This is a genomic window from Enterobacter cloacae complex sp. P29RS, from assembly GCF_014893445.1.
GTDB lineage: Bacteria > Pseudomonadota > Gammaproteobacteria > Enterobacterales > Enterobacteriaceae > Enterobacter > Enterobacter intestinihominis.
This window is the reverse complement of sequence record NZ_JADBPZ010000011.1, coordinates 43,153-58,769: the sequence shown is the minus strand read 5'-3', so window position 1 is coordinate 58,769 and position 15,617 is coordinate 43,153. Positions and strand designations below refer to the sequence as shown.

Sequence of the window (15,617 nt, the reverse complement as noted above, 5' to 3'; positions counted from 1 at the left end):
CTATTGCCACAATGCTGATTGTGCAAAGTAACGTTAAGCCGTTTTGTACAAGGAAATCATCATGCTCCATCCGCGAGCCAGAACCATGCTGTTATTGGCTGTCCCGGCGCTAATTATTGGCGTAGCGTCGAGCCTGGTGCTCATCGTCGTCATGAAAGTAGCGGCAGTGCTGCAAACGATTTTATGGACCGCGCTGCCGGTTAAACTTGGCATCAGCACTGACTCGCCAGGGTGGATCATGATGATGCTGACCCTGACCGGAATTGCCGTAGGTCTGGTGATCCGCTATAGCCCGGGCCATGCCGGGCCGGACCCGGCACTGGAACCCTTGATTGGTGCGCCAGTATCTCCCTCTGCTCTGCCGGGGCTTGTTATCGCGCTGATTATCGGTCTTGCGGGCGGCGTAAGCCTCGGGCCTGAACATCCCATTATGGCGGTTAATATCGCGCTGGCGGTCTTTCTGGGAGCGCGTCTTTTCCCGCGCGTTGGCGCGCTGGACTGGACGATTCTGGCTTCCGCCGGTACCATCGGGGCACTGTTTGGTACCCCAATAGCGGCTGCGCTCATCTTTTCGCAAACGCTCAGCAGCGACAATGATGTGCCGCTGTGGGATAAACTCTTTGCGCCATTGATGGCCGCCGCAGCAGGGGCCCTCACGACCAGCCTGTTTTTCCATCCTCATTTTTCACTCCCCATCCCCCACTATGGCCAGATGCAACTCACCGATATTGTCAGCGGTGCCGTCGTCGTCGCGATAGCCATTGCGCTGGGAATGATCGCAGTGTGGTGTCTTCCGCGCCTGCATCGTCTGATGCACAGGCTGAAGCATCCGGTGCTGATTCTGGGTATGGGCGGTTTTATTCTGGGCGTTTTAGGCGCTATCGGCGGGACGGTTACGCTGTTTAAGGGTCTGGACGAGATGCAGCAACTGGCCTTCAGCCAGGTCTTTAGCGTCTCCGATTATCTGCTGTTCGCGCTGGTAAAACTGGCGGCGCTGGTGATCGCTGCAGCCTGTGGTTTCCGGGGAGGACGGATCTTCCCGGCGGTATTTGTTGGCGTCGCGCTGGGGCTGATGCTGCATGAGCACGTCGACGCTGTCCCTGCGGCGATTACCGTCTCCTGCTCCATTCTGGGGCTGGTACTGGTGGTAACGCGCGATGCATGGCTGAGTCTGTTTATGGCGGCCGTTGTGGTGCCGGATACCACGCTTCTGCCGCTCCTTTGTATCGTGATGTTGCCCGCCTGGCTCCTGCTGGCGGGCAAACCGATGTTGATGGCATGGCGAAACGACAGGTAATCAGGCGTTATTGCGCGCCTCCAGCGCTTTGGTCAGCGCGCTCAGCAGCGGCGGAATATCGGCTTTCGGCAGCATCACCTCGATCAGCGATAGTCGCTCGTGGTGTGCTACTTTATCCAGCACCTCCGCCAGTGTTTCCGCTTCGCTGACGCGCCAGCATTCTGCCTCTGGCGCCAGGCTCAGCGCCTGCGGGATCTGCGTCCAGTTCCAGAGGGCAATATCGTTATAGCGCTGCTCCGGCCCGTGGATGGCTCTCTCAACCGTGTATCCCTCGTTGTTAAGCACCAGAATAATCGGGCGCTGCTTGTCGCGCAGCATCGATCCCAGCTCCTGAATGGTCAACTGCGCGGCACCGTCACCCGTCAGGACAATCACACGTCGGTTCGGACACGCTGTTTGCGCGCCAAACGCCGCCGCGAGCGTGTAGCCGATCGATCCCCAAAGCGGCTGGACGATAAAGTTCACGTCTGCCGGTAAACGCAAATCGATAGCGCCGAAAGCAGACGTCCCCTGGTCAGCCAGAATAATGTCTCCGGGGCGAATAAACGTTTGCAGGGTACGCCAGAAGCTCTCCTGAGTCAGCGCCCCTTCGATAGTGGGGAAAGAAGAGCTGCTGTGATCAGATGGCGCTCGCGTATCACACACATGCGTTTTACACAGCGCTGTCAGCGTTTCAATGGCCTCCCTCATCGGGATACCCGTAAACCAGACGTCGCCGACGCGGGACGCGTGGGGCTGAACCTCTATCGTCTGATCTGGCGTCAGCTGGTGGGTAAACCCGGCTGTGAGCGTATCGGTAAAGCGCGTGCCAATGCACAGCACCGTATCAGCCCCCTCGATTGCCTCTTTGACCGCCGCGGCGCTCGCCGATCCGCTGTAGGTGCCATAAAAACCGCTCTGTCGTTCGTCAAAAATGCCCTTGCCCATCAGCATGGTGGCGTGTGCCATCGGCACCTCTTTCACCCACGTCTGAAGGGCCGCGCGCAAACCGTGGCGCAGCACCAGGAAGTCCGCTAACAGCGCGGTGCGTTTGCTCGTTGACAAACGCTTTTCGGCAGCCTCACGGAACGCTTGCATGCAGGCTGAATCGGCCGGTGCGGAGTTAAGAGTGAGAGCGCTTACAGGGGGCGTAGCGGCTTTTTTCGCCACATCGGCGGGCAGCATCAGGTAGCCCGGACGGCGCTCCCGCAGCATGGTGGTCAGGACTCTGTCAATTTCATAGCAGGCGTTTTGTTCGGTAAGCACCGCCTGTGCAACGGTGATGGGTTCGCTCATGTGGTAGAAATGGCGGAACTCGCCGTCGCCTAAGGTGTGGTGCAGTAACTCTCCTCGCTGCTGCGCCGCCATACCCGGAGCCCCCACAATATGGAGCACGGGGACATGTTCGGCAAAGCTGCCCGCCACACCGTTCATGGCGCTTAACTCCCCAACGCCGAAAGTCGTCAGGAGTGCGGCAAATCCCTTACAGCGGGCATAGCCGTCTGCGGCGTAAGACGCGTTCAGCTCGTTGGCACAGCCCACCCAGCAGATGTCCGGGCTGTCTATCACATGGTCGAGAAACTGCAGGTTATAGTCGCCCGGCACGCCAAACAGATGATCGGCACCGCAATCTGTTAGTCGGTCCAGCAGGTAATCGGCGACGCAATAGGGGGTACGCATATTATAGGTGTCCTTCTGACGTTGACCTCACTCTGAGTATTAAATAAGCGTGAAGGGTGTCCAGAATTGGCGACAATCAGGGGCTGGAAAGAATGCTTTACGAAAAAAGCTGAGCTATGCTCATTTTCTTCAGGTTAGTGTAAACGCATACACTGATTTTTCTTTCCAGCGCCAGAGGTCTCGCTCATGGGTTATCAACCTGACAAAAATCGTTACCAGACAATGCAATATCGCCGCTGTGGACAAAGCGGCCTCAAGCTTCCCGCCATCTCGCTGGGGCTTTGGCATAATTTTGGCGACGCGACGCTGCTCGAAAACAGCCGTCAACTTTTACAGCGCGCCTTCGATTTGGGTATTACACATTTTGACCTTGCTAATAATTACGGCCCACCTCCTGGTTCAGCCGAACGCAACTTCGGGCGCATCCTGCAGGAGGATTTCCTGCCCTGGCGCGATGAGCTAATCATCTCCACCAAAGCGGGCTACACCATGTGGGACGGGCCTTACGGCGACTGGGGCTCGCGTAAATATCTGATTTCCAGCCTGGACCAGAGCCTCAGGCGTATGGGGCTGGAGTACGTTGATATCTTCTATCATCACCGCCCCGATCCACAAACGCCGCTGCGTGAAACGATGAAAGCGCTTGACCATGTGGTGCGCCAGGGCAAAGCACTGTACATCGGCCTGTCCAACTACCCGGCGGAACTGGCGCGGCAGGCGATTGAAATACTGGAGGATCTGGGCACGCCCTGTCTAATCCACCAGCCGAAGTACTCCATGTTTGAACGTGCGCCTGAAGAGGGGTTGCTGGACGTGTTGCAGCAAAATGGGGTGGGATGTATCCCCTTCTCTCCCCTGGCGGGCGGACAGTTGACCGATCGCTATCTGAACGGCATCCCGGCAGATTCTCGCGCAGCAAGCGGCAGTAAGTTCCTTAATCCGGAACAGGTCACCGACAAAAAGCTGGAAAAGGTACGCAAGCTGAATGCGCTGGCGGAAAAACGGGGGCAAAAGCTTTCGCAAATGGCACTGGCCTGGATCCTGCGCCACGATGCGGTGACATCCGTGCTCATCGGCGCAAGCAAGACCGGACAAATTGAAGATGCTGCAGGCATGCTTGAAAATCGTCATTTCTCCGCAGAAGAGCTGAAGACGATAGAAGCGATCCTGTCCAGTTCAGATTAAAAACACTTTTAGCAAAAAGTGCTCTCGTTCATGATTTAGGAGTTGAGGCGATGAAACGAATGTTTACCAACTCGTAAAATTGCGTTAACAGGTCGCACAGCGGCCCCGATCGTGAAGGAGAAAGAGTATGTTCAGGTCACTGATTCTTGCAGCGGTACTACTGGCTTCGGCACCGCTGGTCGCCAATGCGGGCGAAATCACCCTGTTGCCATCGATTAAATTACAAATTGGCGATCGTGATGACTACGGCAGATACTGGGACGGTGGCTACTGGCGCGACCGTGACTACTGGCACCGACATTATGAGTGGCGTAAAAACCGCTGGTGGAAACACGATAACGGCTATCACCGTGGCTGGGATAAGCGTAAGGCCTACGAGCGCGGCTACCGCGAAGGCTGGAACGATCGTGACGACCGCCGTGGCGGCAGGGGTCACGGAAAAGGCAGAGGTCACGGTCACGGCCATCACCATTAACAGCAAAAAGGAGCCTCACGGCTCCTTTTTCTTTTACAGGCCTGCGGCTGTGCCTATCAGCAACCACATGTTTAACGCCACCACCACGACCACAATGGCCCACCCGGCGCGTTTCACCCACGTCGAATTCACCAGATCGCCCATCAGCGATTTGTTGCTGGTGAATATCAGTAGCGGCACCAGCGCCAGCGCAATACCGAAACTCAGCAGCACCTGACTCATCACCAGAATGCGGGTCGGATCCAGCCCCATCAGAATTACAATAAAGGAAGGCAGCATCGTTACCGAACGGCGAACCCACAGTGGAATATGGAAACGTACGAACCCTTGCATCACCACCTGCCCGGCCAGTGTCCCCACAACCGTAGAGGAAAGTCCCGCAGCAACCAGGCTTAAACCAAAAATAGTGGCTGCGGCATGGCTCAGCAACGGCTCCAGCGTCAGGTACGCCTGGTCGAGATCGGCAACCCCGGTATGCCCGTTAAAGTGAAACGCGGCGGCGGCAGTCGCCATCATCGCCAGATTCACAAATCCGGCAATGGTCATCGCAATTGCCACATCCCATTTCGAGGCGGAGTAGCGCTCTTTACTCGTCCCGCCGTGCAGATTTTGGGTTAAAGAAGAGTGAAGATAAATTACGTGCGGCATAATGGTCGCCCCCAGGACCCCGGCGGCCAGAAATACGGCTTCAGAGGTGGGTAACGACGGGATCACCATCCCTTTCGTCAACTGCACCAGATTCGGCTGGGAGAAAATCAGCTCAACAATATAGGCGGCAGCGACGAACAGCAGCAGGCCGCCGATGACTTTCTCCAGCGGTTTTTGTCCCCGCCTCTGGAGCATCAAAATAAGGAACGTGGCGATACCGGTCAGCACGGCGCCCTGTAGCAGGGAGACGCCCAGAATAAGCTTAAAGCCGATCGCCGCCCCGATAAACTCGGCGAGATCGGTGGCCATGGCGATAATTTCCGCCTGGACCCAGTAAAACCATACCGCCGGACGCGGATAGTGATCGCGGATTTGCTCCGCCAGGTTTTTCCCGGTGGCAATACCCAGCTTCGCGGAAAGCATCTGAATCAGCATCGCCATCAGGTTGGCCCACACCACAACCCACAGCAGCTTATAGCCGAAACTGGCCCCGGCCTGAATATTGGTCGCAAAATTACCCGGATCGATGTAGCCAATCGCGGCAATGAATGCAGGTCCCATTAATGCGAACCGCAGCTTGCGTGCCGCCCTGCCGCTGCTACTCTCTACGCGACTATTCGTCATTTCTGCCTCTGGAAATATAGCCTGTGCTATGTTTTATGCTATCAAAATGAGAATGATTATCAAGTTCATTTGTAATGGTTAACATGATTACTCTGATAGCCAGGGACAATGGACAGGCAGGTGGAGCAAGGTCACAGAATGTGAAAATGCGCAGACATTTGTGAAGCGTAGCACACAAACTTAACTTTTCACTCATTTACCTAACATAACAAAAATGTATTGTTGATCACTATTTTTGAGACTCGTCACAGGATGTAACTATAGTGTGGGCTTGATCTCGTTTTCTTTGTGCTTGTTACATAGAATGTGCACGGAAATTAAACCTGCCTCATATTTGGAGCAAATATGGACCGCGTCCTTCATTTTGTCCTGGCACTCGTTGTCGTTACTGCACTCGCATTGCTGGTCAGCACTGACCGCAAAAATATTCGTATTCGCTATGTTGTCCAGCTGCTGGTCATTGAAGTTTTACTTGCGTGGTTCTTCCTGAACTCCAACGTAGGCCTCGGCTTCGTGAAAGGCTTCTCCGAAATGTTCGAAAAACTGCTCGGATTTGCCAACGACGGGACTAACTTTGTCTTTGGCAACATGAACGATCAGGGTTTGGCCTTCTTCTTCCTGAAAGTGCTCTGCCCTATCGTCTTCATCTCTGCCCTGATCGGGATCCTCCAGCACATTCGTGTTCTGCCGGTGGTTATCCGTGCAATCGGCTTCCTGTTATCGAAAGTTAATGGCATGGGCAAGCTGGAATCCTTTAACGCAGTCAGCTCGCTGATCCTGGGTCAGTCTGAGAACTTCATTGCGTATAAAGATATCCTCGGCAAGATGTCCCGTAACCGCATGTACACCATGGCGGCGACAGCAATGTCTACCGTTTCCATGTCTATCGTGGGCGCGTATATGACTATGCTGGAACCTAAATACGTGGTTGCAGCGCTGGTTCTGAATATGTTCAGCACCTTTATCGTTCTTTCGCTGATTAACCCGTACCGCGTGGATGCCAGCGAAGAGAACATTCAGATGTCAAACCTGCACGAGGGACAGAGCTTCTTCGAAATGCTGGGTGAATACATTCTGGCGGGTTTCAAGGTTGCGATTATCGTTGCCGCGATGCTGATTGGCTTTATCGCACTGATCGCTGCGCTGAACGCCCTGTTTGCGGCCGTACTTGGTATTTCGTTCCAGGGTATTCTGGGCTATATCTTCTACCCGGTCGCCTGGGTAATGGGTGTGCCCGCTCACGAAGCGTTGCAGGTGGGCAGTATCATGGCAACGAAACTGGTATCCAATGAATTCGTGGCGATGATGGATCTTCAGAAGATTGCCAGCACGCTCTCCCCGCGTGCGGAAGGGATCCTGTCCGTCTTCCTGGTCTCCTTCGCGAACTTCTCTTCCATCGGTATTATCGCTGGTGCGATTAAAGGCCTGAACGAAGAGCAAGGTAACGTCGTTTCTCGCTTTGGCCTGAAGCTGGTTTACGGTTCAACGCTGGTGAGCGTCCTGTCTGCCTCTATCGCAGCATTGGTGCTGTAATCCATACCGCTCAATGAAAACCGGGAGCCATCGCTCCCGGTTTTTTTATGTCTCCAGCGCCGTCAGGGGCAGTGGTTTACCAATCAAATAGCCCTGCAAATAATCAACGCCGTATCGCAGCAACATCTCGCGTTGTTCAGCCGATTCCACATATTCAGCCACCACACAAAGCGATTTCGTTTTTGCCATGTTGCAAATGGACTGCACGATCATCGCATCCATGCTGTCGGTGCAGATATCTTTCACGAAGCAGCCATCGATCTTAATGATATCGGCCTCCAGTCGCTTCAGGCGCTCAAAGTTGGCATAGCCGGTACCAAAGTCATCGATAGCAATGCGGAAGCCATAATCCCGCAGCTGCTGGATATTGTTGATGCTGCTTCCCGAGTCAGAGAAAGCCTGTTCCTCGGTGATCTCAATGACGATATCTTGCGGTGCAACGGCGTAGCGTTCAAAAAGCGCGATGATCTCAGTTGCAATCTCGTTCTGCATCAGCGTCAGCGGCATCAGATTAACGGAGAACCGCGTTCCGGCCCGTCCGGATGGATGACTGCGCATCCACATCAGCAATTTTTCCACCACGTTCAGGTCGAATCGGTGGCTCAGGTTGAACTGAGCAATCAGCGGAATAAAGCGGTCAGGGGTGATGATCTCACCATCACTTTCAAGACGCGAAAGGATTTCAAAGTACCCTTCTCCGCGCGCGTTGTGAATTGGCTGCGCGTAAAGATGGAGACCACCGATATCAAGGGCGCGTTTTATACGGGCCAGCATTAGCACCCTGTCCGTCGTATGACCAGAAACATCATCCAGACTGTTGGTTAACGCAAGGACGTTATGCCCGGAACAGGACTGCTCGGACAGCCAGCTCAACTGACCCAGCGTGTGATGCACGCTTTCTCCATTTGGCACTTCCCCCCAGGAGGCACCAAACTCAATGTCGAGCTCAGTCTTGTTCCAGATAATTTTACGGCTGTTCAGATGGTCAACCATAAATTGCAGACGTTCAGCCGTGCCCGGTCCCAGCAAGACCAACATCAGTTCACTGCCTGGTAACTGGAAGAGCTTCTCGTCTTTTTGCAATAACGGCTGCAGCGACGCGGTGATCATCTTTTTACAGTGCACGCGCATGAGGATGCCGTAGTGACGGCTCAGGAATTCCAGATTATCCAGACGCAAGCAGCAGACTTTGGCCTCAGGATGATGCTGTAGAAAAACTTCCAGCGCACGAATGTTAGGCAGACCGGTGAGCGGATCGGTAAGCGCCCTATCCTGCCACCCCTGTTTCAGCCATTCACTTTTCTGATAGATCTGCGACATGTAAAGCAGGCAGATAGCGAAAGAGATGAGTACCGACAGAATAAAGGAGAGCGAGTGGCCCGATTCAACGCCATTGAGAAAATTATAATTATAGGTCAACAACATGAGCGCTGAGGCTGCCCAGAATAAAGAGATGAGCGCATAGCTCAAACGACCAATACCCAGGGTAAAAAGAATGAAAACGGTCGGCATCAAATAACCCGCAATAAACTGCGACTCAAAAGGCGCGCATAAAATAGCGATCATTGAGACCAACAGCATCAGCCACACAACGATAAATAACGCTTTTTTGTTGCAAAAGAGGGGCTTCACGCTTCGCCGCCAGAATGTTCGGGCATAGCGAGGATTAATAATCATTCTTAATGGATAATAGAACATCATGGTGAAAATCAGGGCGGCGCAAATCAGACTCTGAATATCGATAACGTTATAAATTGCAGAGCCTTCGCCGAAATAGGAGGAGATTGTTACCGGGAAATCAAATAAATACCCCGCCAGATACATCGATAATTTGATGCCCACAGGCACCATAAATCCGAGCCATAAAATACGTATACCAATGTACTTATTCGGCATGCTGTGGCGCCAGCGCTTGCCCAGCATCAAACGGATAACGCCACAGGCGGCGAAGACGGAAAACGTCTGACAACATAATAAAACGATAGATTGTAGCGGGGCTAAATCAAAGTAATAAGCATTAGTAACACTAAAACTTAGCAACAAAGGAATGATTGCCCGTCGTCCAAATAACAACACGATGGCGAGCATGGCGCTTAAGGGCAGCCACGCTAAATAAACATCATTTTCGTTAACGATAGCGCGCGGAGAGATATAACGGGAAAAGGGGATCGCAATCAGGCTTAGCGCCAGGGCAATCATAAATATTTTTACATTATTGTAAATTTTTCTATTCATTAATCCGGGTAATCTATTTAACCATCGTCTTATTGACCGGATCGATAATAGGTTTATTAATTGGACGAATCAAGTTTAGGTCTATTTATGGACTTAATTATTGATTTGGATTGAGGTGAGGTATAGAAAACGACGTTAATTGCAACAAAAACAGTCTAAATATTTTACAAGATATAAAAAACCCCCGTCTGACGACGAGGGTTTAAATTTTGGTGGAGCTAAGCGGGATCGAACCGCTGACCTCCTGCATGCCATGCAGGCGCTCTCCCAGCTGAGCTATAGCCCCATCGTAAAGCTGTCATGTTGACGGGCGGCATAATATGAATTCCGCCGCACAGTGTCAACGGCAAATTCAACCTCAGCCTTTCAACCGCCGAAAAATCATGCAAATGAATCACTTTGCGAGTCTGCTCGCAGCCAGGAGTTAAGCTTGTCACGTTTTCACGTAAAACGGTGCTATAAAATGAACCACTAATTAACCCCACAGATATTCAGGAAATTGTATGATCAAGGAACGAATGACGCCAGAAGAGTTAGCCCTGCTGACTGGCTATAGCCGACAGACCATCAATAAATGGGTACGCAAAGAGGGTTGGATTACATCGCCAAAACCAGGCGTTCAGGGCGGCAAGGCGCGTCTGGTACACGTCAATGAAAAAGTGCGCGACTTTATTCGCAGCGCACGCAGGGTAACAGAGTCGCCGGAAATGCCAGAAAAGGCGTACCACGAAGGCTCGCTTCACGCCCTGCTCCTGACGCTGGCGAATGAAATGACGCCGGATGAGCAAAAGCAGATGACATCTCTGTTACTGCGGGAAGGGATTACCGGATTGTTACAACGCTTAGGGATTCGCGACCAACGCTAATATGAAAAGATTACGCAGCAAAATGACCACGGAAGAGCTGGCGGACAGTCTGGGCGTCGCCCGACAAACCGTTAATCGCTGGATACGACAGAAAGGATGGAAAACGGAGGGTATCAACGGTGTAAAAGGCGGAAGAGCGAGGGTGATATGTATTGATGCGCACGTTAAGGAGCACATCATTAGCCTTCCCGCCATTCGTAACAGTCGGGCTGTTTACCATGTGGCAGAAAGCCCTTCACTCTATGGCGTGGCGACCTCATCCAGCCTGCTTCCACAAATTATCGACTCGCTGGAAAACATGACAACTGTCGAACAGGAACGTTTGCACAAGCTGCTCGCTCGCGAAGGTTTGCAGGGTTTTCTCACGCGTCTTGGTATTGCTGAATAACAGACATAAAAAACGGCAGGTTACCCTGCCGTTATTTGTATTTCACGAGCATTACTGCTGGCTTTCGCGCTCAGCAATAAAGCCCAGCGCCTTGTTGATACGCGCAACGCTACGTGATTTGCCAATGGCATGAACGGTCACGTCCAGCGCCGGAGACTGGCCTGCCCCCGTCACCGCAACGCGCAGCGGCATACCGACTTTACCCATGCCAATTTCCAACTCATCAGCGGTTGCCTGAATCGCGTGGTGAACATTTTCTGCAGTCCATTCGGTAATGGCTTCGAGTTTATCTCGCACCACTTCCAGCGGCTGACGCGCAACCGGACGCAGGTGTTTCTTGGCCGCGTCGGCGTCGAACGCGTCAAACTCTTCATAAAAGTAGCGGCAGCTCTCGGCGATCTCTTTCAGCGTTTTGCAACGCTCGCCAAGCAGCTTCACCAGATCCGCCAGCTCAGGGCCCGTACGGGTATCGATGTTTGCCTGCTCAATGTGCCATTGCAGATAAGTCGCCACATACTCTGGCTGCATGGTATTGATGTAGTGATGGTTCAGCCACAGCAGTTTGTCAGTGTTGAACGCGCTGGCTGATTTGCTTACCGAGTTCAGAGAGAAAAGCTCGATCATCTCTTCGCGGCTGAAGATCTCCTGGTCACCATGAGCCCAGCCCAGACGCACCAGATAGTTCAGTAGCGCTTCCGGCAGATAGCCGTCATCACGGTACTGCATCACGCTCACCGCGCCATGACGTTTGGACAGCTTTTTACCGTCGTCACCGTTGATCATCGATACGTGCGCATACACCGGTACAGGCGCGTTCAGCGCTTTAAGAATGTTGATCTGACGCGGGGTGTTATTGATATGGTCTTCACCACGGATCACGTGAGTGATTTCCATATCCCAGTCGTCCACAACCACGCAGAAGTTATAGGTTGGCGAGCCGTCAGTACGACGAATGATGAGGTCATCCAGCTCCTGGTTGCTGAATTCGATCGGGCCACGGATCTGGTCATCAAAGATAACAGAGCCATCCTGCGGGTTAGCAAAACGCACTACGCAAGGCTCATCAGCAGCATGCTCGCTGTGGTCATGACGGCAACGACCGTCATAACGCGGTTTTTCGCCTTTTGCCATTTGCTCTTCACGCAGCGCATCCAGACGCTCCCTTGAGCAGTAGCACTTATAGGCCGTGCCTGCGACCAGCATCTCGTCAATTACGGCGTTATAGCGGTCAAAACGTTTGGTCTGGAAGTATGGGCCTTCGTCCCACTCCAGATTCAGCCAGTTCATCCCATCCATAATGGCTTCAATTGCTTCCGGCGTTGAGCGCTCCAGATCGGTGTCTTCAATACGCAGCACAAACTCACCTTTGTTGTGGCGTGCGAAAAGCCAGGAGTAGAGAGCGGTACGTGCACCACCGACATGCAGATAGCCTGTCGGGCTCGGCGCGAAGCGAGTTTTGATTTTCATGAAATGGCCTTACGTTATAAAGATGCCGGTAATCGGCAAATCCTGGGAAGAAAACAATGGGCAATATTCTATCACTGTGGGCCGATTCCTCAATGTCGATCACTTTATCCGGTTCGAGATTGCTGTTTTTGTTTAGAAATCATGCACCACAGTCCGTTTTGCGATCGTTTTGACTAATTTTACGACGAACGAATAAAAACTTTAGAAAATGCGTTGACTCATTTTCAACTCTCCCTATAATGCGACTCCACACAGCGGGGGTGATTAGCTCAGTTGGTAGAGCATCTCCTTTACACGGAGGGGGTCGGCGGTTCGAGCCCGTCATCACCCACCATCTACTTCGGTAGACTCGCAGTGTAGATAAGAATTGAGATTGGGCGATTAGCTCAGTTGGTAGAGCATCTCCTTTACACGGAGGGGGTCGGCGGTTCGAGCCCGTCATCGCCCACCATTTCGGGTCGTTAGCTCAGTTGGTAGAGCAGTTGACTTTTAATCAATTGGTCGCAGGTTCGAATCCTGCACGACCCACCAATGTAAAAAAGCGCCCTAAAGGCGCTTTTTTGCTATCTGCGATATAGCACATCCCCATTACAGCCAAACCGCTTGTTTTACTCAAGCTCACGCCTTCTTTGCCGATACCTCTATTTTATGGCGAAAAGGATCTCAATATGACAACTCTTAAGCCCGTTTCTCTGTCGGCGATGGAAATCGGCAGCGTAGATAACAGCTCCGGCGGAAACGACATTGCTTCCCAGATCACCCGTCTGACCAAACAGATAACGAAAGTCACTCAGCAACTTAAAGAAGTCGCCATGGGTGATGCCACAGCGGAAGAAAAGCAAAAGCAGCAAGAATTGCTCGAATCTCAGCTGGCTATGTTGCAGGCACAGCTGGCGCAATTGCAGCGTCAGCAGGCAGAAGAGGCGATGCCAAAACAGGAAAGCGGTCAGGCCGTGGCGGAAGGCGTCAATAAACCCTCCGCAGAACATCAGATTGATATCTATATCTGATCATTGGTTTCGTTAAAAAGTGGATCGCGCGTGCGGGCCTCCATCAGACGCCTGGCCTGCATACGCACCACATCCCAGCAGGCATGAGCCGCTCCGGAAAGAGACCTGTTTTTACGGCGTACCAGCATCAGCTGGCGTTCAATACAGGGCAGGAAACGCTTCACCGTTAAACGACTTCCCTGCGGCAGTGGCAGCGCCAGCGCAGGCAGAACGCTGATCCCAATCCCCGCTTCGACCATGGGGAAGAGCGTGGCAGGATGCCCAATCTCCTGCACAATGGTTGCCTTTACGCCCTGTGCGGCCAGTGCGGCATCTATCAGCGGGCGGCTACCTGATGCATAATCCTGTAACACCAGGTTTGCCCCCTGTAAGGCTTGCCAGGCCACCTGCGACAGCGATGCCAGAGGATCATCATCGCGGCAGAGCAATAAAAAGGGTTCCGAGAGTACCACTTCACATTCCAGGTCGCTTACCGCTCCGGGATCAATAACAATCCCGAAATCCACATCCCCCTGACGAATACTCTCCAGTACCCACTGCTGCGGCCTGTCGTGCAAAACAAAATCGATATCCGGATAGCGGTGATTACTTTCAGCGATGCACTGGGGAATAAGATGCGCCGAAATCGTCTGGCTCGCCGCCACTCTCACGGTACCGGAAAGCTGTTGTCCAAGCCGTCCGACGTCTCTCAGCGTACTGTTCAGTTCATCCAGCAGCCTTTCCAGACGCGTTGCCAGCTGATGTCCCGCTTCGGTGAGCACCACTTCGCGCGTCGTGCGGTCGAGCAGTTTCACGCCGGTTTGAGTTTCCAGCTCTTTCACGCTATGGCTCACCGCCGACTGGCTGAGGCCAATCATCTCCCCTGCCCGACTGAAGCTGTGGGCCTGCGCGACGGTGACAAAAACACGAAGCTGACGTAGTGAATAATTCATCTGTTTAATTCATGAATGGATGCAATAAATCAATTTTATTTCTCAAAGGGAAGAAAGCACAATAGCGGCATCTGTTTTCAGGAGTGATTATGAAACTTTTTCGTATCCTTGATCCGTTTACGCTGACCCTGATTGGTGTCGTCTTGCTGGCCTCGTTCTTCCCGGCGCGGGGCGGTTTCGTTCCGGTCATTGAAGGGCTGACCACGGCAGCCATTGCCCTGTTGTTCTTTATGCATGGCGCCAAACTCTCCCGGGAAGCCATTATTGCAGGCGGTAGCCACTGGCGACTGCACCTCTGGGTAATGTGCAGCACCTTTATCCTCTTCCCTGTTCTGGGCGTGCTGTTTGCCTGGTGGGCGCCGGTGAATGTCGATCCGGCACTCTATACCGGTTTCCTTTATCTGTGCATTTTGCCGGCCACCGTGCAGTCTGCTATTGCCTTTACCTCGCTGGCGGGCGGCAACGTCGCGGCGGCGGTCTGTTCTGCTTCGGCTTCCAGCCTGCTCGGGATCTTTGTTTCACCGCTGCTGGTCGGTCTGCTGATGAACATGCATGGTGCAGAAGGTAATCTGGAGCAGGTGGGTAAAATTTGTCTGCAACTGCTACTGCCGTTTGTGCTCGGACACTTATCCCGCCCCTGGATTGGGGCGTTTGTGGCGAAACACAAAAAATGGATCGGGAAAACGGACCAAAGCTCCATTCTGCTGGTGGTTTACACGGCCTTCAGCGAAGCCGTGGTGAACGGCATCTGGCACAGGGTGGGCGCAGGATCGCTGCTGTTTATTGTGGTGGTAAGCATTGTTCTGCTGACCATTGTGATCGCGGTTAACGTCTTTGTGGCCCGCAAATGCGGCTTCAATAAGGCCGATGAAATCACCATCGTATTCTGTGGATCGAAAAAGAGCCTTGCCAACGGGATCCCGATGGCCAATATTCTGTTCCCGACGTCGGTCATTGGGATGATGGTACTGCCGCTGATGATTTTCCATCAGATCCAGCTGATGGTGTGTGCGGTACTGGCGCGGCGTTACAAGGCACAGACTGAAAAGCTGGCGCAGGAAGAGACCCGCGCCGCGAAAGTTTAAGGACGTTTCAGGGGCTGCACCAGCTGGGTCAGCCCCTCTGTTTTGATCAGTAATGTGATAGCCATCAGCTCGCCAAGACGCCCGGCAGGAAACTCATCCTTACGGGCAAACCACAGCAGATATTCTTCCGGTAAATCAATCAGCCTGCGGCCCTTATATTTACCGAACGGCATCTCCGTATTGGCGATCTCAACGAGCTGCTCTTTTTCCACA

At 53.0% G+C, this 15,617-nt stretch carries 14 protein-coding genes and 4 tRNA genes; 11 read left to right on the top strand and 7 right to left on the bottom strand.

Features of this window, described 5'->3' with window-relative positions; genetic code table 11:
- The first annotated feature begins 61 nt into the window (after positions 1-61).
- Positions 62-1,297 carry an ion channel protein gene (locus IM282_RS10295; RefSeq protein ID WP_038416469.1) on the top strand — a complete coding sequence of 412 codons (1,236 nt, stop codon included), beginning with the start codon at positions 62-64 and terminating at the stop codon, positions 1,295-1,297.
- Here the strand turns inward: IM282_RS10295 and ipdC are convergent, their stop codons facing one another.
- Positions 1,298-2,956, bottom strand: a complete 1,659-nt coding sequence (gene ipdC / locus IM282_RS10290) for an indolepyruvate decarboxylase (protein ID WP_038416470.1) — start codon at positions 2,954-2,956, stop codon at positions 1,298-1,300.
- A 186-nt stretch (positions 2,957-3,142) separates the two neighbouring features.
- Between ipdC and mgrA the strand changes: the two genes are divergently transcribed.
- Together mgrA and ypeC are read left to right on the top strand one after the other, a co-directional pair.
- Entirely contained in the window at positions 3,143-4,141 is a 999-nt protein-coding gene (mgrA, locus tag IM282_RS10285; protein WP_045308677.1) for an L-glyceraldehyde 3-phosphate reductase, read from the top strand.
- 127 nt (positions 4,142-4,268) lie between these two features.
- Positions 4,269-4,616: a DUF2502 domain-containing protein YpeC gene (ypeC, locus tag IM282_RS10280; RefSeq protein WP_022648932.1), complete on the top strand. Its 348-nt coding sequence runs from the start codon at positions 4,269-4,271 to the stop codon at positions 4,614-4,616.
- 33 nt (positions 4,617-4,649) lie between these two features.
- On the opposite strand, the gene IM282_RS10275 is transcribed toward ypeC, so the two are convergent.
- Complete coding sequence (locus IM282_RS10275; protein WP_023300656.1) at positions 4,650-5,888, bottom strand: Nramp family divalent metal transporter; 1,239 nt, start codon at positions 5,886-5,888, stop codon at positions 4,650-4,652.
- A gap of 345 nt (positions 5,889-6,233) precedes the next feature.
- On the opposite strand from IM282_RS10275, the gene nupC reads away from it, so the two are divergent.
- Positions 6,234-7,421: a nucleoside permease NupC gene (gene nupC, locus IM282_RS10270; protein WP_022648934.1), complete on the top strand. Its 1,188-nt coding sequence runs from the start codon at positions 6,234-6,236 to the stop codon at positions 7,419-7,421.
- Between the two features lie 45 nt (positions 7,422-7,466).
- On the opposite strand, the gene IM282_RS10265 is transcribed toward nupC, so the two are convergent.
- Both IM282_RS10265 and IM282_RS10260 read right to left on the bottom strand, forming a co-directional pair.
- Complete coding sequence (locus IM282_RS10265) at positions 7,467-9,656, bottom strand: EAL domain-containing protein (RefSeq protein WP_063138120.1); 2,190 nt, start codon at positions 9,654-9,656, stop codon at positions 7,467-7,469.
- 210 nt (positions 9,657-9,866) lie between these two features.
- A tRNA-Ala gene (locus IM282_RS10260) sits at positions 9,867-9,942 on the bottom strand.
- A 217-nt stretch (positions 9,943-10,159) separates the two neighbouring features.
- On the opposite strand from IM282_RS10260, the gene IM282_RS10255 reads away from it, so the two are divergent.
- The gene (locus tag IM282_RS10255) at positions 10,160-10,522 is read left to right on the top strand and encodes a YfeC-like transcriptional regulator (RefSeq protein WP_022648936.1); all 363 of its coding nucleotides are present in this window, start codon (positions 10,160-10,162) and stop codon (positions 10,520-10,522) included.
- A 1-nt stretch (position 10,523) separates the two neighbouring features.
- Positions 10,524-10,910, top strand: a complete 387-nt coding sequence (locus IM282_RS10250) for a YfeC-like transcriptional regulator (RefSeq protein WP_032622330.1) — start codon at positions 10,524-10,526, stop codon at positions 10,908-10,910.
- 51 nt (positions 10,911-10,961) lie between these two features.
- On the opposite strand, the gene gltX is transcribed toward IM282_RS10250, so the two are convergent.
- Positions 10,962-12,377, bottom strand: a complete 1,416-nt coding sequence (gene gltX, locus IM282_RS10245; protein WP_022648938.1) for a glutamate--tRNA ligase — start codon at positions 12,375-12,377, stop codon at positions 10,962-10,964.
- 258 nt (positions 12,378-12,635) lie between these two features.
- Here gltX and IM282_RS10240 point away from each other — a divergent pair.
- The 4 genes from IM282_RS10240 (at position 12,636) to IM282_RS10225 (ending at position 13,387) form a co-directional block, all read left to right on the top strand.
- Positions 12,636-12,711: transfer RNA gene (locus IM282_RS10240), tRNA-Val, on the top strand.
- A 41-nt stretch (positions 12,712-12,752) separates the two neighbouring features.
- Positions 12,753-12,828, top strand: a tRNA-Val gene (locus IM282_RS10235).
- Between the two features lie 4 nt (positions 12,829-12,832).
- Positions 12,833-12,908: transfer RNA gene (locus IM282_RS10230), tRNA-Lys, on the top strand.
- A 137-nt stretch (positions 12,909-13,045) separates the two neighbouring features.
- On the top strand, positions 13,046-13,387 hold the full coding sequence (locus IM282_RS10225; protein WP_022648939.1) for a FlxA-like family protein: 342 nt from the start codon (positions 13,046-13,048) through the stop codon (positions 13,385-13,387).
- Here the strand turns inward: IM282_RS10225 and IM282_RS10220 are convergent.
- Entirely contained in the window at positions 13,378-14,319 is a 942-nt protein-coding gene (locus tag IM282_RS10220) for a LysR family transcriptional regulator (RefSeq protein WP_032676151.1), read from the bottom strand. The genes IM282_RS10225 and IM282_RS10220 overlap by 10 nt on opposite strands.
- An 89-nt stretch (positions 14,320-14,408) precedes the next feature.
- Between IM282_RS10220 and IM282_RS10215 the strand changes: the two genes are divergently transcribed.
- Positions 14,409-15,404, top strand: coding sequence for a bile acid:sodium symporter family protein (locus IM282_RS10215; protein WP_022648941.1), 996 nt, complete (start codon positions 14,409-14,411; stop codon positions 15,402-15,404).
- On the opposite strand, the gene IM282_RS10210 is transcribed toward IM282_RS10215, so the two are convergent.
- A complete protein-coding gene (locus IM282_RS10210) occupies positions 15,401-15,616 on the bottom strand; it encodes a DUF3820 family protein (protein ID WP_003861328.1) in 216 nt (71 codons plus the stop codon). The genes IM282_RS10215 and IM282_RS10210 overlap by 4 nt on opposite strands.
- Between the last annotated feature and the right edge of the window lies 1 nt (position 15,617).